This is a genomic window from Shewanella sp. A32 (assembly GCF_029167175.1).
Classification (GTDB): Bacteria; Pseudomonadota; Gammaproteobacteria; order Enterobacterales; family Shewanellaceae; genus Shewanella; species Shewanella yunxiaonensis.
Window position 1 is genome coordinate 39,331 of the sequence record NZ_JARFTS010000022.1, and the last position, 24,168, is coordinate 63,498.

Here is a 24,168-nt window from a genome sequence, read left to right on the forward strand (position 1 = left end):
GTAAGTAATTCCTGCGATAAAACGGCGTCAATCTGGCGCCGTTTTTTATTGAGCTGACATCAACAATTGGGAAAGCGTTACCAGCTGATAACCTTTGCCCTGAAGCCCCTCAATAATCAAAGGTAATGCACCTCTGGAAGCATCCCTACTCGCATACATCACATGAAGTAGAATAATGCTGCCCGGAGTGACCTCTGCCAATACCTTCTGTGCAATCGTGTGGGCATCGGCATTTAAATCTGAGTCAGGTTCCATACTCCAGGTAACGGTTGTGCGGTGATGCGACGCCAAATACCAAGGTAACAAAAACAGCTTCTTGCCATAGGGTGGCCGAAAATAAATATCACCCGAGTACCCCGCTTGTCGAATAACCGCGTCTGTCAGTTCAATTTCCGTGGCGATAAACGATGGCGAGCGTAACAACATCCGTGAATGTGACCATGAATGATTTCCCAAGTCGTGTCCAGCATCGACAATTGCGTGTGCTTCAGCGCTATGCCGTGACGCTTCACGTCCGGTCACGAAGAAAGTGGCATGTACCTGATATTGATGTAATACCGCTAATATCTCTGCGGTATAACGTTTCGAAGGTCCATCATCAAATGTGAGTGCTACTAGAGGCTTATCAGTATCAACATGAGATACCAGATCTCCAAATAGCTGATAATTCCGTGAGCGCGATACAAGAAATAATGCGGCAATAACGACCAATAATATCAAAGCCGATATGAGTAACCATTTTGCCACCTTTGCCATACGATATCTTGGCGTCATCCGTGAGTAAACTCCATGGTGATAAGTTCACGCAACACTGGCAATACGGATAGTGCTAACAGGCTCCCCATCGCTACATTAAATCCTCTGCGACGTACATCATTATCCAACCATTTTTCCAATACAGTTCCGAACAGTAGCCAAACGCCAACGCAGGGAAATGAAATCACCAGAAAAACACTCGCCAACAGCAATTGGGGCGTCATGCCTGCGTCTTGTCCGCCAGTAAAAGCAGCAATAGCACCTACAGCGACTATCCATGCTTTGGCATTGACCCACTGAAACAGCAATCCCTTAATAAATCCGAATGGCTGATTTTCTCTATCAGATGAAACCTCACGATGACTACTGGCAATAAGCCATGAAAGATAAAGTAGATAGAGACAGCCGATAAGTTTTAACCCCACCTGCAATACTGGAAATATGATGAATAGCCGGTAAAAACCGAAACTGACTAGCAGTAACATCAAGGTAAAGCCAAGACAAATGCCGGTTAATAGCGGTAAGCTGCGCCGCACACCAAAATTGACACCCGAGGCCATGACCATCAGGTTATTAGGGCCCGGCGTCACGGACGACGACACAGCAAACAGCAGCATTGCGTAGAAATAATCCATTCCGGGTCAAAGCGTGTGCATTAAGTGAACAGAACAAGGGTTATAACATACAAGTTATAAAAATGTTGCATAAAAAATCCCCGTATCCGCACAGATACAGGGACTTGATGTTGGTAAATTAACCCGCTAACACACTAACGTTATGGGTGGCAAACGTTGTGCAGCTCTAAATTAGTGCCAATATCGTGGTTACGGTTTGCCTTAGCATCATCATTGCGAAGCTGAGTGAGGTGGTCCAAATAAGCCTGATCCACATCCTTAGTGATGTAATGACCATCGAATACTGATGTTTCAAAGCGTTTGATATCCGGATTTTCCATACGCACCGCATCGACCAAGTCCTGCAGATCCTGGAAAATGATGCCATCGGCACCAATGATTTTGGCAATTTCATCCGCATCACGCCCGTACGCAATCAGCTCATTTGACGTCGGCATATCAATACCATAGACGTTCGGGAAGCGGATCTCTGGGGCAGCAGACGCAAAATAAACCTTTTTAGCGCCAGCTTCACGAGCCATCTCGATGATCTGTTCTGAAGTAGTGCCACGCACAATCGAGTCATCTACCAGCAATACATTCTTATCTTTGAATTCTGCATTGATAGCATTGAGCTTGCGACGTACAGATTTCTTACGTTGTTGCTGCCCAGGCATGATGAAGGTACGACCGATATAGCGGTTTTTCACAAAACCTTGGCGGTACGGCAGGTTCATGCAACGTGCAATTTCAAGCGCTACGTCAACAGAAGTCTCTGGGATCGGGATAACCACGTCGATGTCATGGTCGTACCATTCCTTCTTAATTTTTTCGCCAAGCTTAGTTCCCATATGTACACGACTGGCATACACAGAAATCTTATCGATGGTGGAATCCGGGCGAGCAAAATACACAAACTCGAAAATACATGGAGAATACACCGGCGCTTCAGCACACTGACGGGTGTAGAGCTCACCATCTAAGGTGATGTAAACCGCTTCACCAGGTGCCACATCGCGCATCACTTCAAAGCCGACCGCATCCAATGCTACGCTTTCAGAAGCAACCATATATTCGGTACCAGTAGCAGTTTCATGCTTACCTAGGATCAGCGGGCGAATGCCAAAAGGATCACGAAATGCCAGTAGGCCATTACCGATAATCATCGCGGCAACGGCATAAGCGCCACGAGTTTGATTGTGTAACCGAGTCACGGCATCAAAAACTTCATCTGCCGACAGAATCAGGCTGTCAGTCTTATCCAATTCGTCTGCCAGCAAGTTCAGCAACACTTCAGAGTCTGAAGTTGTGTTGACATGGCGACGTTTCTTTAACAGCGTTTCTCTCAGTTCCACGGTATTGGTCAGGTTGCCGTTATGAGCTAACGCCAGACCAAATGGAGAATTCACATAAAAGGGTTGTGCTTCTGAGGCACTGGAACTACCAGCCGTTGGATAACGGCAATGTCCGATACCGGCATTACCCTGCAACCGCTGCATGTGTTTGGGTTCAAACACATCCTTCACCAGACCATTTGCCTTACGCAGACGAAATGCCTGTCCATCAACGGTCACTATACCCGCCGCATCCTGGCCACGATGTTGAAGCACGGTAAGTGCATCATAAATGGTTTGATTAACCGATGAGCGGCCAACTATTCCGACGATACCACACATGGGTAAGGTTCCTCACTGTAAGATGTTTTGATAACAGTATTTTTATATTTTGGGTACAAAGCTGGAGGCATGCTCCATATAATCAAAGAACCACTGGATCACCACGCCAAATTCCGGAACCAACTGTGAACTTTTCCACCAAGTGGTATTAGGCGCGCCGGTAAAAGCATCCAGGAAAAACAGTATTGCACTGACGATCAGTACGCCACGCAAGATACCAAAACACGCGCCTAAGACGCGGTCGGTTCCAGACAATCCTGTTTTTGATACTAATTGCCCCAGCAGGTAATTCACCATGGCACCGATGATCAGCGTAACCACAAACAGAATGGCTACCGCCACCCCATTTCGCAGCATTTCATCGTTAATTTGGGTGATGTGTTTTGCGAGATCTAAGTAAAACTGGCTGGCGATAAAAAATGCCGCAAACCAGACGACCAGTGACATCGCTTCCTTGGCAAAACCGCGGATCAGGCTCACTAGGGTCGAAAGCCCAATAACAAAGATGATGGCGTAATCTATCCAAACCATGGGTAGAAGTGTCCAGCAGTGATTAATTTCGCGTGGATTTTACCAGAGAGTGAGTTGATTCTCACCCCCGGTAACACAAATATTTGCAGTCCAACATCAGCGCTCTAGCGGATTAAACTGAATGATTTTTCCCTTTAATTTAGTCTGCGCTTCAATCTTGCCTTGCTGCTCCTTTAGCCTATCAAGCGATATTTCTGGACCAACAAAAACCCGCGTTAATTTGCCATCAACCGGCTTGTCAGGCAGCGTGTAAGCGGCATATCCACTGCTGCGCAGCCGTTGGACTAAGCCTTTCACATTAGCTGCATTACTAAAGGCCCCGAGCTGAATTGTCCAGCTCACTTGCGTTGCTTTTTTAGGCTGAGGTTGCGGCTGCTTTTGCACCTCTGGAGCAGGTTGTGCATCCTTTGGAACACTGTTTTCTGTTTGGGTTACTTTGGTCTCTACCACTGCAGCTGTCTGCGATGGTGCAATTTTGGGCGACTCATCAACAACAGTTTGTTCTACAACTGCTGGCGCCGACTTGGGCTCATCCAACACTTTATTGTTGGCTGCGTCTGACGTCACGACGTCTGTCTGAGGCCGCAATGGAATTTCGGTAAATTGCTCCTGCTGGTGCTCCTTTTTACCGTCCAGAATATCCGGCAAAAAAATTACCCCTAACGCCATCAGCACCACGGTGCCTACCAAACGGTTGTGAAATTGAGACGACAAATCCTTATTCCTTTCCAATAGCTTGGACAACTTCTTTGAATCCTGAAACAGTGTAAAAGGAGCCAAAGACAATTACCACATCAGAGTGTTGCAAGCGTGATGATAAATCGTGCCAGGCGGACATCATGTCCTCATATTGATGACTGAGCGTTGTGGCAGGCAAAGCCTCATGTAAAGTTGTAGCAGTCGCGCCACGAGCATTATGTAAGCTGACCAGAAACCATTCATCAACAACCGGCGACAGCACACTTAGAACCCCGTGAATATCTTTATCCTTCAACATGCCACAGAGTCCATAAAGTTTTCCTTGGCGAGGTAACTGGTTAAGTTGCGAGGCCAGATAGCGAGCGGCATGGGGATTGTGTGCAACGTCCAATAAGATCAATGGATGCTCGCGGAAATGTTCCATGCGCCCCGTCAGTGTGGCTTGTTGCAAGCCCTGCACTATCGCTTTTAGCGGTATCTGCCCAAACAGTGACTCCAATGCTGCCAATGCGGTCGCAGCGTTTGGTAACGGTAACTGAGGGACTGGCAGATCAGTCAGGTGCCAATGCTCCCCCTTAAAACACCAATGTTGTGAACTGGTTTGTTGCCAGTCAAATTGTTGTCCGACGCGTTTGAGGATGGCACCTTTTGCTGCTGCTACGTCAGCCACCGTGATGGGCATATCGGGATCACCCACTATCGCGGGGCGTTGGTGACGGAAAATAGCCGCTTTTTCGTAGCCAATCTGTTCGCGGGTACTACCCAAAAATGCCTGATGATCCAAGTCAACCGCAGTAATGACGCTGACATCCGCATCAATAATATTGGTGGCATCCAAACGGCCACCCAGTCCAACTTCGAGAATTACGACATCCAGAGCGGCTTGCTTAAACAGCTTAAATGCGGCGAGCGTGCCATATTCGAAAAAACTCAGTGATACCTCGCCACGGGCTTTTTCAATTTCGCTAAAGGCGGCGATAAATGCTTCATCGCAGGCATCTTTACCTTGTATTCTCACCCGTTCGTTGTAACGCAGCAGATGGGGGGAACTGTAAACCCCTACCCGATATCCGGCATTTTGCAAGATCAGCTCCAGCATCCGACAAGTGGTGCCCTTACCATTGGTCCCACCAACGGTAATCACTTTAGCTGGCGCTAAATCCAACAGCTGCATGCGACCAGCAACCGTCGCCACACGGTCCAATCCCATCTCAATTTCCTGCGGATGGATGGCTAACAAGTAGTCTAGCCAACACTGCAAAGCTGCGTCTTCAGCGGGAGGGGTAATGACATTAACGGAATCAGATGAGTTCATTTTATACTCTTATAACCTGTTGTATTAGCTAAAATTTAACAAAAAATTGAATCAATCCGCCAAAAATAACGGGCCAGCAGCAACAGTAGGCAGGTTAAAATGTTCAGGATAAGTCACATGTACCAAATATAAACCGTGAGGTTTGGCAGTGGCAGCCGCTTTAGTACGATCTTTAAGTGCCAGCAATTGACCAAGCCAATCAACGGGTTGATTGCCCAAGCCCACCTCCAACAGGGAACCCACAATATTCCGCACCATATGATGAAGAAAAGCGTTCGCCTCAACGTCAACGATGACATACATTCCTTGGCGACTGACACTGATCCGGTGCAGGTTACGAAACGGAGTTTTTGACTGGCACTGTACCGCCCGAAAACTGGTGAAATCGTTTTCGCCAAGCAGATATTGCGCAGCTTCATGCATCTTAGCGACATCCAGTTCACCGTGGTAATGACTCACCCCAAGACGCAAAATACCAGGACGAAAATTATGATTGTAGATAATGTAACGATAACGTCTGGCAGTCGCGGAGAATCGCGCATGAAAATCTTCTGGCACCACCTTCATCCAACGCACCGCGATATTATCAGGCAGATTAGCGTTTACACCTAAGGTCCAAGCGCCATCGTTACGGATAGCCGTAGTGTCAAAATGGACCACCTGCCCGGTAGCATGGACACCGGCATCAGTGCGACCAGCACATTGTAATTCAATGGGTTCGTTGGCCACTATCGATAATGCGCGTTCTAACTGCCCTTGTACTGAATCCACTTCAGCTTGTTTCTGCCAGCCAAAATACCCACTGCCGTCATACTCTACGCCTAGCGCAATCCGCATCATTTTCTCCTTACTTTCAAGGCCGCGGATTCTACCATATCCGCTAATCGGAAACCGCTGCAAAAAGACCTCGCGAGTATCCGAATAAGCATTACCTTTATCATTTGTATACAAAAACGGCACCCGCAGGTGCCGTCAGTTAACTTGCGGATCTACTCAATTTCCTTCATTAGGGATTCCGCTTCCTCTTGCTGCCGTTCATTGCCGTCCATCTGCACCTCTTTCAATAGTGCCATGGCGGCATCGCGGTCATCAATTTCGATATAGGCTCTGGCGAGGTCCAATTTGGCATTGACAGAATTTTCTTCGTCATCGACATCAACGAGATCTTGTTCGTTTACCAAAGCATTTAAATCACCCATATCGACATCTAATGCCTTGTAAGGATCAGATTCCTGCGGTTCGTCGCTGGCATCGTTCAACAACTTATCAATATCGATAAAACCGTTCTCTTTTTGAAATGCAGATAGATCGGCATCAGATACCGATTTAAGAGGCCTTTTAGCAATTTCATCTGCATCCAATGCCGCAAGGGCTTCGTCCACGGTTAACTTACTGTCTTGCTCATCATCAAAATGCAGGTCATAGCCATCATCTTCCGGTAATGACGGTTCTTCTTTGGCAAAACGCTTTAATAGTTCGTCATCACTGACATCCAGCGGTTCGGCATCCAATGACAAGTCATAGTCTTCAATCTCCTCTTCCTGAGCTGATTTTGGAGCTTTAAGATCATCAAAAAAGCCAGCATCCTTTTCCTTGAGTCGACGGCTATCGGCAACTGGCTTTTTCTTTTCAACGGCGCTGAGTTCTGCCAGCAGCGCATCCAAATCGTCATCACTCGCTGTAGTGGATTTTGACAATTCGTCTTCCAACGAAAGTTCTGTCTCTTCTTCATCGACAGTGGCGGCAATCGTTGGCGCAGCCTTCAACAAATCGTCGGTGTCATCTTCAGTTTCAGCATCGCGTTCAAGTTCGGCTAACAGCACGTCCGCATCTTGTTCATCGTCATCACTAGCCGCCAGGTCTTGCGCTAATTCAGCCGCGATCTCATCTTGCAAACTGTCATCAGGCGCGGATTGGGGTTCAATCGGTGGTTTAGTTTCCAGCGCTGCCAGCAGCGCATCTACATCGGTATCTTCCGGTTCATTGTCATCGTCCAGCCCCAATTCAGCGGCGATGACGGCATCAAGATCTTCTTCTGTAGATTTCGTCAGCGCGGTAGCCGCATTTACATCGACCGCTGAAGCCTTAGGTGCAAACGCCGGATCAGGCTCGAAATCAATCACAAAATTATCTTTAGCTTTTGCCTCTGGCTCTGGCTCTGGCTCTGGCTCTGGCTCTGGCTCTGGCTCTGGCTCTGGCTCTGGCTCTGGCTCTGGCTCTGCAGTTTCAGCGAAAGAGTCTGTTGCAGTCACGACTTCCTGCTCACCAAACTCTTGCTCCAGTGCAGCAGTCACATCTTCTGGCAACGTATCCGCCAAAGAAATATCTTCTTGGGACACAGGTTTACTTTCTTCAGTGTCTTCCAGTCCTTCTAACAACGACTCAAAATCATCATCTTTAAGCGATGTGTCAGTATCTTCAGCCTGCTCACCCATCGCTTCCGCCCACAAATCATCTAACGACTGCGCATCATCGCTACTGAATTCCGCTTCAGCTTTCTCACTTCCCTCGTCAATGAACATTTCATGTTCAGGCATATCACCGGTAAAAGAAACTTCATCCAAAGTCTTAGGTTCAGGCTGTAACTGCGCTAAATCTTTGAGTTGTTCATCCAGCTCATTTTGTTCATCTAAGTGAATGGCACTAATATCTTCACTATCCAAATCAGCTGCATCGTCATGGGCATTCAGGGACGGAATGCTGTCCTCTGCGGTCAAATTCCCTTGCGCGGCAGGTGCAGCAGTACTGACCTTACGTCTTCCGAAGAAGAACCAGCCAAGGAAGCCCAATAATCCGGCAGGGATGAGTGCAACAACCGCCAGATACAACGGATTCCCCATGATGGTACGCCACAACGTTCCTGGCTGTTCACTTTGAGCAACTTGCGGTTGTTGTGGCTGCTTAACTGCTGCTTCAGCAATTTTTGCAGCAACAGGCTTAGGTGCTGGAGCGGATGCAACTTCAGCATTCTCAGCAGTCGCTTCTGCTTTGGCACTGTCAGTTACTGCGGGGGTATCTTGTTTCGCCGCCACAGGAGCTGCTGGCGCCACATTTTCATTAACTGTCTTCGCAGCAGCTAAATCACTTTGTAACTGCTCCACCTGCGATCTGGCGGCTTTTAATGACGCTTCCAACACTGTGACGCGTTGTTGCAGTTCCTCAAGTTGCGATTGCAGCTGTGTTTTCTCAACACCAGCCGCTGTTAACTGACTTTTGACCTGGCTCAGTTCATTAGTGAGTTTCAGATTTTCTGTCTGCAGATTATCAACATCAAGAGCGGGTAAAGATTTAGTGGTTGTCTTTTTAGGTGTGGCTACCGCAGCAACAGGCGCAGATTTTGCCACTGGAGCGGCGCCATGGGCAGATGTGGATGTATGCCGTTTCCACGCATTATCGTCTGCTTCAGCTCGCTGCTGGGCAAGACTTCTGGGGATAGCCAGCATCACCTCTTTTGAGGGAATTAACAGGTACATGCCTTTTTCAAGGCTGTTGTAATTATTACTGGTAAAGGCCTGTGGATTTGCGTCGTAAATGGCGGCCATTACCTGATAAATACTGACTGAGCTGTCAGGTCGAACCTGATTTGCGATACTCCAAAAGGTATCTTTTGTGGACGTCGGGCCATATTGCCGAGGTTGTTCCCTGCTTTGCCCGTCGGGACCGGTAACTTTCAAATCTTGCCCGTGCACCGACGGAGTTACAAACTGCGAGCTAAGGGCCAAAAAAGCGGCCGTGAGGCCTACGAGATATGAAGTGCGAAAGTTCATCAACTATTCCCTTCCAAGCGCTGATATTCGCCTGTAAATGACTGGCTTTAGGCATTTGTATTTATTGGGATTACTATAAACTAGAAATGTAGTAGCTGCTACTGTTCACATTTGCAAAACAAAAAAAGCCTGCGGCAGCGCAGGCTTTTTAACATAAACCGAACGGTAACTAAGCCGTTACAGATAATCGCGAATCAATAATTCACCGATTTGCACACTGTTTAATGCCGCACCTTTACGGATATTGTCCGATACCACCCATAAATTGATACCCTGTTCATGGGAAATGTCCTTGCGCACTCGTCCGACATAAACCGGATCAGTCCCGGCACCTTCTGTCACCGCAGTTGGGTAATCATCGTCATCTTCAAACAACACAATCCCCGGGGCATCACGCAATACCGCTTTCACAGATGCGGCATCAGTGGGCTGTACAGTCTCAATGTGAACGGCTTCAGAATGGCTATAAAACACTGGCACACGCACCGCAGTCGGATTGACCAAAATGCTGTCATCACCCAAAATTTTGCGGGTTTCCCAGACCATTTTCATCTCTTCTTTGGTGTAACCGTTATCCATAAACTTATCGATATGCGGTAGCACGTTAAACGCAATCTGCTTAGGGTAAACTTTTGGCTCAGATGGGGTGCCAGACAATAGCTTAGCGCTCTGCTGCGCCAATTCTTCAATGGCTTTTTTACCGGTACCAGAAACAGACTGATAGGTCGCTACGTTAATGCGAGAGATCCCGAAGTTATCATAAATCGGTTTCAGGGCAACCAGCATCTGAATGGTGGAACAGTTAGGATTGGCGATAATATTACGGTTACGAAAATCCGCAATTGCCTGAGGGTTCACTTCCGGCACGACCAATGGAATATCCGCTTCGTAACGGAAATGTGAGGTGTTATCGATCACCACACAACCAGCGTCAGCGGCAATTGGTGCCCACTTAGCAGAAACATCGCCACCAGCAGAGAAGAAACCAATCTGGGCCTTACTCCAGTCGAAGGTTTCCACATCAAGAATGTCCAGATTTTTACCGTGAAACGTAACGGTTTTGCCGGCACTGCGGCTGCTGGCGAGTGGATACAGGTTAGCGACCGGGAAGTTACGCTCTTCGAGGATCTCAATCATGGTTTGACCCACAGCACCCGATGCACCTAACACAACGACATTATATTTTTGCGACATTTACCGATGGACTCCAGAAAAACCTAATTCGGACAACCAATCTACCCCATAACCACTCAGGTTTTCCAGAGCCAAAGCGCTGAATTCCCGCCGATGACGGTGATTTTTTCTCATATTGTCAAATTCCCCAGGAATTTGATGAATTTTCCTGAATTGCCGATCATCATCGCGCAGGTCATAAATGAAGCGGCAAAGCGATAGCAACTCTTTTTCGGTGGGCGCAGCATTCATCAGCAACCGAGGATTCCAACGCTTTGGTAACAGATCATCAAGTGATTTGCTGGCTGGCATGCCCATCATTTGCTGCAATTGCTGATACAGCATCAATGTGCCCCTAGCACGGCCTTCCAAACTGTAGCCGGCGATATGCGGTGTCGCGATATCGGCCATATCAACCAGCGCTTTGATAGGATTTGGTTCCCCTTCCCAAACATCCATGACCAATGCCAAATCGGAGCGCTCGCTTTTTACGCTGATAAGGGCGTGATTATCAATCACCTCACCGCGACACGCGTTTATGAGCCACGTGTCGGGCCTTAAACTGCGCAAACGTGTTTCATCCAGAAGATGAAACGTGGCGTCTTGGCCATCAACCGTCAGCGGCACATGCAGCGTAATGACATCACAATCAGCCAATAACGTTTCCAGTGAAGCAAACTCGCGAGAGTCGCCATTTCGTGCTTTAGGTGGGTCACACAATACAGTCGAAACGCCGTAGGCCTTAAGGCATTTGGCAACAGCGCTACCGGTATTACCTGCGCCAACAATGCCAACCTTACGCTGTTTCAGTGATGTGCCAAATTTAGCCGCCAGTTCCAACAGTGCAATAAACACATATTCCCCTACAGAAGTGGCATTACAGCCAGGCGCATTAGTGAAGGGGATATTCCTGGAAGCCAGATAAGCCATATCGATGTGATCGGTGCCTATCGTTGCACTACCGACAAATTGGAGTTGGTGGTTATCGCGCAGCAGGGCTTCGTTTACACGGGTAACGGAGCGAACTAACAGTACATCAGCATCGGCAACTGTCGCGGCATCAAGCTTCCGACCGTTGACAGCAACGATGTCGCCCATAGGTGCAAATAATTGCTGCACGTAGGGCATATTCTCATCTACGACCAGTTTCATTATCTCGTTCTTTCCAGTACAGGATCCTGGGGAAGGATTAGTTTACCTTAAATCCGGGATAGCGTCCGTTGTCATCCCAAGACTCAAAAACAAAAAAGGAAGCCGCAGCCTCCTTTTTGATTATTCATTAAACGGGAATTATCCCTGATATTTACGCATCACCAGCGTAGCGTTGGTGCCACCGAAACCGAAACTGTTGCTCATTACAGTTTTCAGATCAGCATCGCGATATTCACGCACAATTGGCAAGCCTTCAGCTTTCTCATCCAACGTTTCGATGTTGATAGAAGGGGCAATAAAACCATTCTGCAACATCAACAAACTGTAAATCGCTTCATGCACACCAGCCGCGCCCAAGGCGTGACCTGTCAATGATTTAGTTGAAGCAATAGGTGGTACGTGATCAGTAAACACTTCACGAATGGCTTCCAACTCGCGCACATCGCCAACCGGGGTAGAAGTACCATGGGTGTTGAGGTAATCAATAGGCGTATCAACAGTTTCCAGCGCCATTTTCATACACCGAACCGCACCTTCACCACTTGGAGCCACCATGTCATAACCATCTGATGATGCACCGTAGCCGATAACTTCCGCATAAATCTTGGCACCACGCGCCAGCGCATGTTCCAGCTCTTCAACCACCACAATGCCGCCACCACCGGAGATCACAAAACCATCGCGATCCGCATCATAGGTACGAGAGGCTTTTTCTGGCGTATCATTGTATTTAGTAGACAACGCGCCCATCGCATCAAAGCCCATGGTCAGCGTCCAGTCAATCTCTTCGGCACCACCGGCAAATACCATGTCCTGTTTGCCCATCTGGATCAGTTCCACGGCATGGCCAATACAATGCGCGCTGGTCGCACAGGCTGAGCTAATAGAATAGTTCATGCCTTTAATTTTGAATGGGGTTGCCAGACACGCACTGGCTGTGCTGGACATAATCCGCGGGACAATATAGGGCCCGACACGCTTGACACCTTTGGTACGCAAAGTATCAGCAGCCTGTACCTGATTCGCAGATGAAGCACCACCGGTTCCGGCAATCAAACCTACACGAGGATTTGAATATTGCTCTTCGGTGAGATTAGCGTCCTCAATGGCTTCTTTCATCGCCAGATAAGCATATGCGGCGGCATCCCCCATAAAACGCAATGCTTTACGATCGATCAATTCACTTGGATCAAGTTTGACATTGCCCCATACCTGACTGCGCAGCTGCATTTCTTCAAACTGTGCAGAGTGGGTAATCCCACTGCGACCGGCACGCAGGGAATCGGTAACTTCCTGCTTGTTATTGCCGATGCTGGAAACAATGCCGATACCGGTGATCACAACTCTTTTCATGTTTTACTATCCATTCCGTACTGTAAGTACTTTCGATTTGCTGACGCAATGTTAGCTGTTTTAACACGCTTAAGTGGTCAGCTTTCCATAAATATAGATAAAATAATGCCAATTTCAGAACCTATGTAACATCCTTGTGGTTGTTACAGGAGATTTATCTGCCCTTGCCTGCTGCAAATCTATCGTTACAAACAATTATAACTCACTCCATAAGCTATCTCGGCGGCTGTGGTAGCAAGGCATTACCTGCGCTACTGCAATATTGTGGCAAAGAAATGCAGCACCATCCGACACAAAAGTTTCATCTGCTGGTATTTGCGGCAGATGATAACGCGGATGCGCCAGCACAACATTGGCAAACACTGCAAACGCTGCTACAAAACATGCAGCCAGCTACACTTATTGCTGAATTATTGCAGCTGACGATACTTCCCATTTCTGGTTGTCAAAGATTAGCACTGGAACGTGGTCGTATAACTATCGACCTTTATCTAAGCTGCAACACTCACACCCTAAAAGATATCGTTCTACCAGCTACGTGGATCTCACAATGGTTCTGGCATACCTCATTTTTGCCGCAGATGGCACTGGTATGGCAGCTGGCACGATTAAGCCAAGATCATTGTGTGATTCGGCTATCGGAACCCGATACCACATTGAAACAACATTTTGTTACCGCCGGATTTCAATATTTCCACGGTGATAAGGAAGTCACCACAAAGCTCGCTGCAGATGATATCGCAATCTCGGAACGACAAGCGCTTCGACACCAAGCTTTGGCGCAACTTTTACCCTTTCCCCGCTATTGCCGGCAACCCCTCGCACGTGATCAGCAGGTAGCAATTATTGGGGCCGGCATTGCTGGCGCGTCGTTAGCTTTGTCTTTAGCGGAAAAAGGTATGCGAACTCACGTTTTCTGTAGTGACCAAGAGGCGGGAGATAGTGCCAGTGGCAACCGACAGGGCGCACTCTACCCGCTACTGACACCAGAAGCAGATCCATTAAACACCTTTTTCCAAAAAGGCTTTTTGTTCAGCCGCCAACGAATTATCCAACTGGCACAGATGGGGATGGATGTGCCACACGATTTTTGCGGTGTGCTGGTTACCGGTTTTGATGCGCGTAGTCGCGCGAGACTTCGCAAAATAGCAGAAGGCCAGCCTTGGCCGACACAATTGTTGCAGTGGTTATCCACTGAGGCAGCCAATGCACAAGCGGGCGTCGATGTTAATGAAGCAGGGATCTATTATCCGCTTGGCGGTTGGGTCAATCCGAAAAAGCTGACACAGGCAAGCCTGCAACAGGCTCAGGAACTTGGATTTGCCAACCTCACATTTGATAGTGAGATCTGTAAGCTTATGCCGAATAACGCCGGTCAATGGATGCTCACCGATAAGCATGATATCTGCTACGGGCCATTTACCGCTGTGGTGGTCGCCAGCGGGAGTAATATGGCGCAATTTTCCCAAACCGCCGAGCTACAAGCCACGCCATTTCGCGGACAAGTCAGCGAGGTGCCGACTCAAGCCGGACTGGCTAAAATCAAGACGGTACTGTGTGCCAAAGGCTACCTGACGCCCGCTTGGCAAAACACCCATTGTTTGGGCGCCAGTTATATCAAGGATCCGCAAACGCTGGCTTATAGTGAAATCGAGCAGCAGGAGAATCTCGAGAAAATTCAGCAGAGTTATGCAGATGCTGAATGGCCTTTCGGCATCAATGTTGGAAGCCAAGCACGCGTAGGCGTGCGCATGGTGACTCGTGACCACCTGCCGATGGCAAGCGTCGTGCCGGACGTTAAGTTAATTCAGTCTTTAGCGATAAAACAAGCCAATGACATCAACTTCTGGCGAGAAACAGCAGCACCGATACACAACGGCCTCTATGTTTTGGGAGCGCTCGGTTCACGAGGATTATGCAGTGGGCCTTTAGCAGCAGAAATGCTGGCGGCAGAATTAACTCATCAGCCTCTGCCATTATCATTATCGGAGCTTGAACGCCTTAGTGCTAATCGCATGTGGCTGAGAAAGTTATTGAAAGGAAAAACATTATAACGTATTAAAACAATAACCCCCGTGTAATACGGGGGTTATTGTTTTAATCATCAATGCGGCGTTGTAACTCAAGCCAGGCATGTTCGACTAACCGATAATCGGGATCTTCCAGCTCTTTTGCGGCTTGCTTTAAACAGTGTTGCATTTTAATCGCCAAAGCCTCTGTGCCCTGCTCTGACTCAGCTTCCAGTTCTGCCAATACCACAGCAAAATGCCCCTGCAAATAACCGCTGGCAAACAACGCATCGTCGTCGCCGTTGGCTACAATGTCCGCCAGCCAGTGTTCCAGTGCCTGTTCATATTTTTCCAGCATGTTTTACTCCGCAAGATCCGGGTTAGCTACCTGATACATCACATAATCACGATAGCCGGTAATGATTCGAAAATAGCCACTGAGTTCAGCATCCAGTGCCGGGTCGCCACTATCCACGATTAGCGGTTTTCCTGCAAGTGCTTTCAACTTGGTTTTGGTGGCAACAATAATGATATTGTCTTTACCAATTCGCCGGATAAGTTCGGGAGATAATTGCTGGTTACCCCGTCCGAGAATATGCCCCTGGCCACCGATAAGTGTGATCACCAGCTTAACCGGAAAGCCATCAGTCGCGGCCAATAGCTCTGACGCATTGAGGTCACGGCCAATTAACTGCCTATCTTGGACAAGATCGACACCAAGCAATGTATTATCTAATCCAAGTTCTTCCATAATGGCTGCAACGGTCGACCCAGACCCCATGATGTAACGCTCATCTTCCATATGCTCGATGACTTCAGCGGCAATGTCAGCCAGCACCAGTTCATCAACCTCACGCCCGCCCATCTTCACAGACTGAATATAACGGGGTGCCGCAGGAACAGTCATTTCACCATAGCGTTTGGCGCGAACGGTTCCAGCTCGAAACGCGACTTCATCAATATCCATTACATCGGCTTGCATCAGGCTCACCAGCTGCCCATCTAACAGCATTTTCAGTACCATGCCTGACGCATGTGGAGTGATGCCATAGACGCCGGAATGAATTTTCACTCCCGCAGGAACCCCGAGTACCGGAAAACCATCGTCAACTACGCGGAAGATATCCCGAGCAGTGCCATCGCCCCCCGCAAATAACAGCAAATCTGGTTTTTGCGCAAGAATGATAGATGCCACCTTACAGGTATCTTCAGCCGTCGTATTTTCAGCCGGTTGGTAACAACAGCTGACAGGAAAACCCATTTCCTCAACTAATGTCTGTCCCATACTGCCGGCGGCAGTGATGATCTGTAGTTTTTCTGCATAAGGCATAATGACGTCTAGCGCCTGCCGCATCCTGTCAGTCGCTTTAGGGATTGCCCCAAGCCGCAACGCTTCCTCAGCAACATTATCACTGCCTTTAAGCGCGACACTGCCGCCAAGCCCGGCAAGGGGATTAATAATCAGTCCTAAGCGGAATGTTGGTTGCATCAATGATTCTCCTGCTTAGGCGGCAACTGCGAGCTTACGATTATCCGAAGAATTCTGATCTTCTGGGGGGAGCGCCAGCACAACTAACATAGCAGCAACCGCACATATTGCGGCAAATATCCAAACCATCCAAGCACTGCTACCGTCGCCCCAGATATGACCACTGATCCAGTTGCCTAATGCGCCACCCACACCAAAGCTGAGGCTGGCGTATAACGCCTGCCCTTTACTACGATGCGCTTTCTCAAAATGGCGGTGCACAAACTGAATAGAGGACGCATGGACCAAGCCAAAGGTAAAAGCATGCATGACCTGACTAAGTGCCAAAATCGGCATTTTTTCTGGAAGAAAAGCCACCAGCACCCAGCGTATCGCCGTAACGGCCATTCCTGTCATCAGTAGTGTCCGAACCGAAAAGCGACCCAATAATTTGGGCGCTATGGCAAACATAAAAATCTCGGCAAAGGCGCCCATCGCGACAAAGATGCCGGCTAACGCCTCGGAATATCCCACCTGTTTGAGATACAACACAAAGAAGCCATAAAAAGGCCCGACACTGGCTTGCAATAGCATCGCCGAAAGCAGGAACCAGATGATGGGTTTGGTTAATTTCAACGGCGAGCTCTTGTCATCTCTAACCGCCGTTGAGGCGCTTGCAGTCAACGGCATTGAGCAAAAAAACAATCCGGCAAACAACACCAAGCCGACATAGAGTACCGCTTCGGGTCCAAACCAATTGACAATGGCACCGGTCGCTATCACCCAGATAATGTAACCGACGCTACCATAACTGCGGATGCTACCGTAACGATTGGATTTATCACCAAGCGTCTCAAGCGTGATCACTTCCATCTGTGCCAGAATGGCATTCCAGAAAAAAGTATAAAACGTCAGACTAAGCGCCAGATAGATAAAACCGCCGTTATAGAAAAAGCTCAGATATCCTACAGCCGCAGTGAGGCTCCCAAGCTTAACTAACTCCGAACGACGTCCGGTGCGATCAGCAACCATGGCCCAAATATTGGGTGCAATAATACGAGTACCCATAAATATCGCCATCAGGAAACCGATCTCAGCGGCGTTAAAACCGCGATGTTCCAGAAACAGGCCTAAATATGGAATTAATGCGCCAAGAATGGCGAAAAAGAAAAAATAACATCCCGAGAGCCAACGCAGTTGGCCCTCTGGGAGAAAAGAATTCATCATGGTGTTTATCGCATGCCCAACACAGGGGTGGGACTAACAACATCCAGATTCTGTGCTCGGTGACGCAACAGATGATCCATAAGTACAATTGCGAGCATCGCTTCTGCGATGGGCACTGCTCGAATACCGACACAGGGGTCATGGCGGCCTTTAGTCACCATTTCTACTTCTTCACCCTGTACTGTCATACTCTTGCCTGGAACACTGATACTGGATGTGGGCTTCATGGCAATATGGGCCACGATGGGTTGCCCGGAAGAAATGCCGCCCAGCACACCGCCCGCGTGATTGGATTCAAATCCAGCAGGCGACATCAAATCTCTATGCTCTGAGCCATGCTGAGTCACCACCGCGAAACCATCACCGATCTCAACGCCCTTAACGGCGTTAATTCCCATTAATGCATGGGCAATGTCGGCATCCAAACGATCAAATACAGGCTCTCCGAGACCAACAGGAACATTGGTGGCAACCACACTCACTTTAGCCCCAATAGAATCACCTGATTTTTTCAGCTCACGCATATACTCATCAAGTGCCGGGATTTTACTGGCATCCGGGAAAAAGAAATCATTACGTTCAATCTCATCCCAATCCACCTGCTCAGCAATGACTGGACCGAGTTGGGATAGATAACCGCGGATCTCAATCCCGAAATGTTGCGACAGGTATTTTTTGGCGATGGCTCCCGCGGCAACGCGCATTGCCGTTTCTCTTGCAGAGGAACGACCGCCGCCGCGGTAATCGCGAGTACCATATTTTTGTTGATAGGTGTAGTCAGCATGCCCGGGACGGAATAGATCCTTGATGTTGGAATAATCCTGACTGCGTTGATCAGTATTCTGGATCAGTAAGCCAATGGAAGTCCCGGTAGTTTTACCTTCAAATACACCCGAGAGAATTTTCACTTCATCAGGCTCACGCCGAGCCGTAGTGTAACGGGAAGTGCCTGGGCGACGGCGATCAAGATCGCGCTGCATATCGGCTTCCGTTAATTCCAGCCCTGGCGGGCAACCATCTACGATACAGCCCAGTGCCGGACCGTGGCTCTCGCCAAAACTAGTGACAACAAAATTCTGACCTATGCTGTTTCCCGACATCGAACTGCTCTACCCCTGATATGCTGAATTACAAATAATTATTTAGCGTTATCTCTCCAGGGAGAAAACGTATCTTGATATTCCATTAACTGATCTTTGGTGAGCACAAACACACCATCGCCACCCCGCTCAAAACTGACCCAAGTGAACGGGACTTCTGGGAATTGCTCAACCAAATGCACCATGGAATTACCCACTTCTATCACCAGCAGACCCGTATCGGTCATATAATCGGCCGCCTGGGCGAGAATGCGGCGAGTGATATCCAGACCATCATTGCCTGAAGCTAAGCCCAACTTTGGCTCGTGATGGTATTCTTCCGGCATATTGGCCAAATCGACCGCGTCTACATAAGGTGGATTTGACACAATCAAATCGTATTGAGGGCCTTCGGGAATGGAACTGAATAAATCAGACTGCATCGGATACACACGATCCATGACCCCTAAAGTTTCAATATTGATTTGTGCCACTTCCAGAGCATCGCTACTGATGTCCAGCGCATCAACTTCTGCATCTTCAAACGCGTAAGCACAAGCTACCGCAATACATCCACTACCGGTACACAAATCCAACACTCGATTTACCGGCTTGTTGTACAGCCAAGGACTAAATCGATTTTCAATCATTTCCGCGATCGGCGAACGCGGTACCAGTACGCGCTCATCCACATAGAAATCCAATCCTGCAAATGTTGCTCTATGAGTCAGATATGGCACAGGTAAGCGTTCACGCACGCGACGAATGATCAGCTCGACAATCTTGTGCTTTTCACTGCTGGTAAGGTTTGCATGAATAACTTGCTGCCCAATCTCATCTGGCAGATGTAACGCATGAAAAACTAGAGAAATTGCTTCATCCCACGCATTATCGGTACCGTGACCGTAATAGATACCTGCATCGTTGAAACGGCTGACGGCCCAGCGCAACATGTCGCCTACGGTTCTTAATTCTGTAACCGCTTCGTCAACAAAGATCTTATCCAAAATTGCACTCCGGCTTAATCAAAACTATCCCATTGTAACTGAACTCTGTTCAGAAAAAACAGAATTGAATAAAATGCATTGATGAACATTAAATATGACAAAGATGGACTGACTGAATTTCAACAGCTCGTTGAGGGGATCACCCCATTCTCTCAAGATAAGTGCCACTTTAAACCGCCGGTAAAAAGTCGTAAGCAGCTGATTGAAAAAGAAGTTCACAACCAAGCCGACAGCTATTTTTCCGATATATATCAGCCGTTACTGCCGATAACCGGCCCTATGCGCTGGCGTCGGGAAGATGTTGATACGATGGAACTCAAGCGGTTACGTCGGGGAGATTACATTCCCGAATTATTGCTGGATTTACATGGCTACCGACAAACTGAAGCAAAATTGGAGCTCGCAGCGCTAATTCAAGCCTGTGTCCAGGAGTGTCAATTATGTTGCAGTGTGATGCATGGACATGGCACGGGAATTCTAAAACAACAAGTTCCCTTATGGTTAGCACAGCATCCGCAGGTAAAAGCATTTCACCAAGCGCCACGCGAATGGGGTGGAGATGCAGCGTTATTGATATTAGTTGATATTGGTGACCAACCACATCGACGTTAACTGCTGATTTTGTGATAAAAAAGCGCCTTTCGGCGCTACAGAGCTATTTCTGACGTTAGCTGATGCTATGTGCAGTCTGCTGCCACATCAGTTCTGAATGGTGTCCGATAATATCAACCATCGCGACTGAGGATGTCGCAAACAGTGGAGGTTCAATACCTGGAACCAGTTCACTTACCATATAACCCAGCAACGGCATATGTGAGATCACCAATACGTTTTCTGCCTGATACTGCTCGGCATATGCCAGCACCAGCCGCGCCGCCATCTCAGGGTCGGCAGCTGGCACCAGTTCATCTAATACTTTACTCTTCCGCGGTGTCGGAAAATGGCTTGAAACTTCCTGCCAGGTTTGTTGGGCGCGAACATAAGGGCTGACCAACACCAACTGAAATTTAACCCCGGAAGACTTCAACCACTCGCTCATTAAAGCCGTATGATGAAAACCCGTTTCTGTTAATGACCGTTCCCTGTCGTACCTTGCTTCATGGCCAGCTTCCCCATGGCGCATCAAATATAGCTGCATACATCACTCACTACAGAAGATATTATTCTGATTATTTCTCTATTGTAGCCTGTTCTCTGTTGGCAGAAAAACCGCATGTCCGCAATCTTTATGCGAAAACTACTTCAGGTATTTGCCAAAAAAGCTAATGGCCATCAATATATAATGAATCATCCTCCAAGGAAGCTTACGCTTGACCTCAATGCAATCCATCACTGTCAGCCTTAACGATCACCGGGATTACCGATATCTGGAACTGACAAACAGCCTCAGGGTCCTTCTGGTCAGTGATCCTCTGGCCACCCAGGCTGCTGCATCCATGGCGGTCAATGTGGGCCACTTTGACGATCCTGTCAACCGTCCAGGTATGGCGCACTTTTTGGAGCATATGCTATTTCTGGGGACAGAGAAGTATCCAGATGCGGGAAGCTTTTTGTCGTTTATCAACCAGAACGGTGGCAATAACAATGCCTGGACCGGTACTGAACTGACTAATTTTTTCTACACGGTACCGCCCCAAGTATTCCCTGAATCATTAGATCGGTTCAGTCAGTTTTTTATAGCTCCCTTATTTAATAAGGAGTTAGTTGATAGAGAACGCCACGCAATTGAATCTGAATTCCGCTTAAAACAGAAAGACGATATCAGACGCATTTATCAAGTCCTAAAAGAAACCGTTAATCCTGCTCATCCATTTGCCAAATTTTCCGTGGGCAATCTTGAAACGCTGGCGGGTGATGAAGAAGTTCTGCGGCAAGAATTGTTGACATTCTATCAGACACACTACAGTGCCAATCTCATGACGTTATGTCTGGTAGCCCCCTTGTCACTTGAAGAACTGGAGTTTCATGTACATAAATACTTCAGTGACATCGCCAATCAGCGACTACAAAAAGATTATCCAGATACACCGCTTTTTAATGATGAACAGCTGAGTAGCCAGATCCAAATTCTGCCATTGAAAGAACAAAAGCGGGTCACTATCAGTTTCAGCTTGCCGGCAATTGAAGAATATTATCGTAGTAAACCCCTGACCTACATCAGTCACCTGTTAGGCAATGAAGGTGCGGGCAGTCTGCTTGCCTGGCTTAAGGATAAAGGACTAGCCAGCAATCTTTCTGCCGGGGGCGGCATTAACGGCTACAACTTTAAAGAATATAACATCAGCATCCAATTAACCGATGCTGGCTTGATTGCGCTGGACGATGTCATCGCTGCCTGCTTTTCATATCTAAAATTGATCCATCAAGAGGGCCGTGATAATTGGCGCTACCAAGAACGTGCCAATTTATTAAAACTGGCCTTCCGCTACCAAGAACAGATAAAGCCGCTAGATCTCGCGAGTCATCTCAGCATTAATATGCAGCACTATCCGGCCGAGGATATCATCTTTGGGGATTACCGCATGGACGGAAACCACCTGCAACAGATGGATGAATTGTTGGCATTGATGACACCTCAAAACATGCGGATACAACTTGTTGCGCCAGATTTGGATACGAATAAGCAGGCGGCTTGGTACTTCACGCCTTATAGTATGTCGGCTATTTCTCTGTCTCGATTGGCTAACTGGCGAGATGTAAACAAATTAGAGGGAATTCATTTACCTGCTCCTAACCCCTTTATCGTTGCAGACAGTTTAGCGCGCGCTGAAAAATCCACCGCAGACGTTCCCATCATTGTTGCCGAAGGTGCAGGCTATCGCATTTGGCATCGCAAGGATGATGAATTTAATGTTCCTAAGGGACACTTATACCTTTCTTTAGATTCAGAGCAAGCGAGCATGACAGTAAGACATGCTGCGCTGACACGGCTTTATGTCGAGATGTTACTGGATTATCTGACTGAATATACCTATCAAGCTGAAGTGGCCGGACTTAGCTACAACATCTATCCCCATCAAGGTGGAATAACACTGCATCTGACAGGTTATACCGGTAAACAGGAAACCTTACTAAGTCTATTGATTGATAAAGCTAAGGACAGCAATTTTACTCAGCAACAGTTCCACAATATAAAGCGACAGGTACTGCGCAGTTGGTACAACAGTGCCAGAGCGAAACCCATCTCACAGCTGTTCACCAGTCTGACCGTTACCTTGCAACGTCGCAGTTACGAGCCGTTAAAAATGGCAGAAGCCCTTGAAGACTGTACGCTAGAAGATCTTAATCAACATATTACCGCTTTTTACCAGCGCATTTATCTTGAGGGGTTGGTTTACGGTGATTGGCTAGAAAATGAGGCCAGAGCATTAGCGAAAAGACTGCAGCATATTTTATCGTTGGTCTCTAAGCCGAGTCAGGAATCTGCGCGTGAGTTGATTAATTTACAGGGCACGGGAACCCTGCTGCGGGAGCTTGATATTGCGCATCCCGACAGTGCAATCATTGTGTATTACCAGTCGGAAGCCGCTGAACCTTCGCAAATGGCATTGTTTAGTTTGCTCAATCACACGATGTCATCGCCCTTTTTCCATGAATTGCGGACACAAAAGCAATTAGGTTACATGGTAGGTACCGGATATCTGCCATTAAACAGGCATCCAGGCATGATTTTTTACGTTCAGTCACCGGTTGCGGGACCTTTACAACTACTCGAAACCATTGATCAGTTCATTGCCGATTTCAACTATGCCGTGATGCAGATTACCAATGAACAGTGGGAATCCACCAAAGAGGGTCTGATCAATCAAGTCATGGAACATGATGCAAATCTCAAGACTCGCAGCCAGCGCTATTGGGTGAGTGTTGGCAATAAGGACTATCACTTCGACCAGCGTGAACAGGTTGTCGCAGAGTTACAACGGCTAACTCGGGCGGATTTAATCAAATTCATGATGAAGAAAATGCGTACTAAGCACAGCGACCGATTAGTGTTATTCAGCACTGGGGAACAACATCAACAACATGAACCGTTGATGGCTGGAGAGATAATCACAGATCTAAGATCATTCAAATTGGGTGCCCATAAGTTCAACACTTAAAAACCACGTTAATTAGTGCGTGTTAATGAGAAATGGAAGTGATTGATTAGATGAACAAGATCATCAATTGAAGCAATGTGACTAAAATTAATCCAACAATAGTGTGCTTAGTATCAGCGGTATTGCGATTAATGCTAAATAACTGATCCTAATTCTGCTACAGCTCTGCCAATCCATGTAGGTTTCCCGGATAGGGTGAAGCGGTTTCCATAAATCGCCTCACCCTACGTAGCAACTGCCAC

Annotated in this window: 20 protein-coding genes; 3 read left to right on the forward strand and 17 right to left on the reverse strand. The window is 47.7% G+C overall.

The window, feature by feature from the left end:
• Positions 1 to 45 precede the first annotated feature (45 nt).
• The 11 genes from PY479_RS14160 to fabB all read right to left on the reverse strand — a co-directional run bounded on the left by PY479_RS14160 (position 46) and on the right by fabB (position 13,036).
• Positions 46 to 774 carry a polysaccharide deacetylase family protein gene (locus PY479_RS14160; protein ID WP_275484167.1) on the reverse strand — a complete coding sequence of 243 codons (729 nt, stop codon included), beginning with the start codon at positions 772 to 774 and terminating at the stop codon, positions 46 to 48.
• Positions 771 to 1,391 (reverse strand): LysE family translocator, encoded by a 621-nt coding sequence (locus PY479_RS14165; protein WP_275484168.1) that lies wholly within the window; start codon positions 1,389 to 1,391, stop codon positions 771 to 773. Before PY479_RS14165 ends, PY479_RS14160 begins: the two co-directional genes overlap by 4 nt.
• 140 nt (positions 1,392 to 1,531) lie before the next feature.
• The gene (gene purF, locus PY479_RS14170; protein ID WP_212596209.1) at positions 1,532 to 3,046 is read right to left on the reverse strand and encodes an amidophosphoribosyltransferase; all 1,515 of its coding nucleotides are present in this window, start codon (positions 3,044 to 3,046) and stop codon (positions 1,532 to 1,534) included.
• Between the two features lie 42 nt (positions 3,047 to 3,088).
• Complete coding sequence (locus PY479_RS14175; RefSeq protein WP_212596208.1) at positions 3,089 to 3,577, reverse strand: CvpA family protein; 489 nt, start codon at positions 3,575 to 3,577, stop codon at positions 3,089 to 3,091.
• Between the two features lie 96 nt (positions 3,578 to 3,673).
• A complete protein-coding gene (locus tag PY479_RS14180) occupies positions 3,674 to 4,291 on the reverse strand; it encodes an SPOR domain-containing protein (protein WP_212596207.1) in 618 nt (205 codons plus the stop codon).
• 4 nt (positions 4,292 to 4,295) lie between these two features.
• Positions 4,296 to 5,591, reverse strand: coding sequence for a bifunctional tetrahydrofolate synthase/dihydrofolate synthase (gene folC, locus PY479_RS14185; RefSeq protein WP_275484169.1), 1,296 nt, complete (start codon positions 5,589 to 5,591; stop codon positions 4,296 to 4,298).
• Between the two features lie 51 nt (positions 5,592 to 5,642).
• Positions 5,643 to 6,428, reverse strand: a complete 786-nt coding sequence (truA, locus tag PY479_RS14190) for a tRNA pseudouridine(38-40) synthase TruA (RefSeq protein WP_212596559.1) — start codon at positions 6,426 to 6,428, stop codon at positions 5,643 to 5,645.
• A 152-nt stretch (positions 6,429 to 6,580) separates the two neighbouring features.
• On the reverse strand, positions 6,581 to 9,358 hold the full coding sequence (locus PY479_RS14195) for a FimV/HubP family polar landmark protein (protein WP_275484170.1): 2,778 nt from the start codon (positions 9,356 to 9,358) through the stop codon (positions 6,581 to 6,583).
• Between the two features lie 177 nt (positions 9,359 to 9,535).
• Positions 9,536 to 10,552, reverse strand: a complete 1,017-nt coding sequence (locus PY479_RS14200) for an aspartate-semialdehyde dehydrogenase (RefSeq protein WP_212596204.1) — start codon at positions 10,550 to 10,552, stop codon at positions 9,536 to 9,538.
• Positions 10,553 to 11,683, reverse strand: coding sequence for a 4-phosphoerythronate dehydrogenase PdxB (gene pdxB, locus PY479_RS14205; protein ID WP_212596203.1), 1,131 nt, complete (start codon positions 11,681 to 11,683; stop codon positions 10,553 to 10,555).
• Positions 11,684 to 11,821: 138 nt separating this feature from the next.
• A complete protein-coding gene (gene fabB, locus PY479_RS14210) occupies positions 11,822 to 13,036 on the reverse strand; it encodes a beta-ketoacyl-ACP synthase I (protein WP_212596202.1) in 1,215 nt (404 codons plus the stop codon).
• A 134-nt stretch (positions 13,037 to 13,170) separates the two neighbouring features.
• On the opposite strand from fabB, the gene mnmC reads away from it, so the two are divergent.
• On the forward strand, positions 13,171 to 15,090 hold the full coding sequence (gene mnmC / locus PY479_RS14215) for an FAD-dependent 5-carboxymethylaminomethyl-2-thiouridine(34) oxidoreductase MnmC (protein WP_275484171.1): 1,920 nt from the start codon (positions 13,171 to 13,173) through the stop codon (positions 15,088 to 15,090).
• 43 nt (positions 15,091 to 15,133) lie between these two features.
• On the opposite strand, the gene PY479_RS14220 is transcribed toward mnmC, so the two are convergent.
• Genes PY479_RS14220 through prmB form a run of 5 tightly spaced genes read right to left on the reverse strand, consistent with a single transcriptional unit; the run spans position 15,134 to position 19,826 of the window.
• Positions 15,134 to 15,403 (reverse strand): YfcL family protein, encoded by a 270-nt coding sequence (locus tag PY479_RS14220; RefSeq protein WP_212596200.1) that lies wholly within the window; start codon positions 15,401 to 15,403, stop codon positions 15,134 to 15,136.
• A gap of 3 nt (positions 15,404 to 15,406) precedes the next feature.
• Positions 15,407 to 16,534: an ATP-NAD kinase family protein gene (locus tag PY479_RS14225; protein WP_212596199.1), complete on the reverse strand. Its 1,128-nt coding sequence runs from the start codon at positions 16,532 to 16,534 to the stop codon at positions 15,407 to 15,409.
• Positions 16,535 to 16,549: 15 nt separating this feature from the next.
• Entirely contained in the window at positions 16,550 to 17,740 is a 1,191-nt protein-coding gene (locus PY479_RS14230) for an MFS transporter (protein WP_212596198.1), read from the reverse strand.
• Positions 17,741 to 17,745: 5 nt separating this feature from the next.
• Positions 17,746 to 18,840 carry a chorismate synthase gene (gene aroC / locus PY479_RS14235; protein ID WP_275484172.1) on the reverse strand — a complete coding sequence of 365 codons (1,095 nt, stop codon included), beginning with the start codon at positions 18,838 to 18,840 and terminating at the stop codon, positions 17,746 to 17,748.
• Positions 18,841 to 18,878: 38 nt separating this feature from the next.
• Positions 18,879 to 19,826, reverse strand: a complete 948-nt coding sequence (gene prmB, locus PY479_RS14240) for a 50S ribosomal protein L3 N(5)-glutamine methyltransferase (protein ID WP_212596196.1) — start codon at positions 19,824 to 19,826, stop codon at positions 18,879 to 18,881.
• An 81-nt stretch (positions 19,827 to 19,907) separates the two neighbouring features.
• Here prmB and smrB point away from each other — a divergent pair, with 81 nt between their 5' ends.
• Complete coding sequence (smrB, locus tag PY479_RS14245) at positions 19,908 to 20,438, forward strand: endonuclease SmrB (protein WP_275484173.1); 531 nt, start codon at positions 19,908 to 19,910, stop codon at positions 20,436 to 20,438.
• A 55-nt stretch (positions 20,439 to 20,493) separates the two neighbouring features.
• On the opposite strand, the gene sixA is transcribed toward smrB, so the two are convergent.
• Positions 20,494 to 20,964 (reverse strand): phosphohistidine phosphatase SixA, encoded by a 471-nt coding sequence (gene sixA, locus PY479_RS14250; RefSeq protein WP_212596194.1) that lies wholly within the window; start codon positions 20,962 to 20,964, stop codon positions 20,494 to 20,496.
• A gap of 172 nt (positions 20,965 to 21,136) precedes the next feature.
• On the opposite strand from sixA, the gene PY479_RS14255 reads away from it, so the two are divergent.
• Complete coding sequence (locus tag PY479_RS14255; protein ID WP_275484174.1) at positions 21,137 to 23,926, forward strand: insulinase family protein; 2,790 nt, start codon at positions 21,137 to 21,139, stop codon at positions 23,924 to 23,926.
• Positions 23,927 to 24,168: the final 242 nt, after the last annotated feature.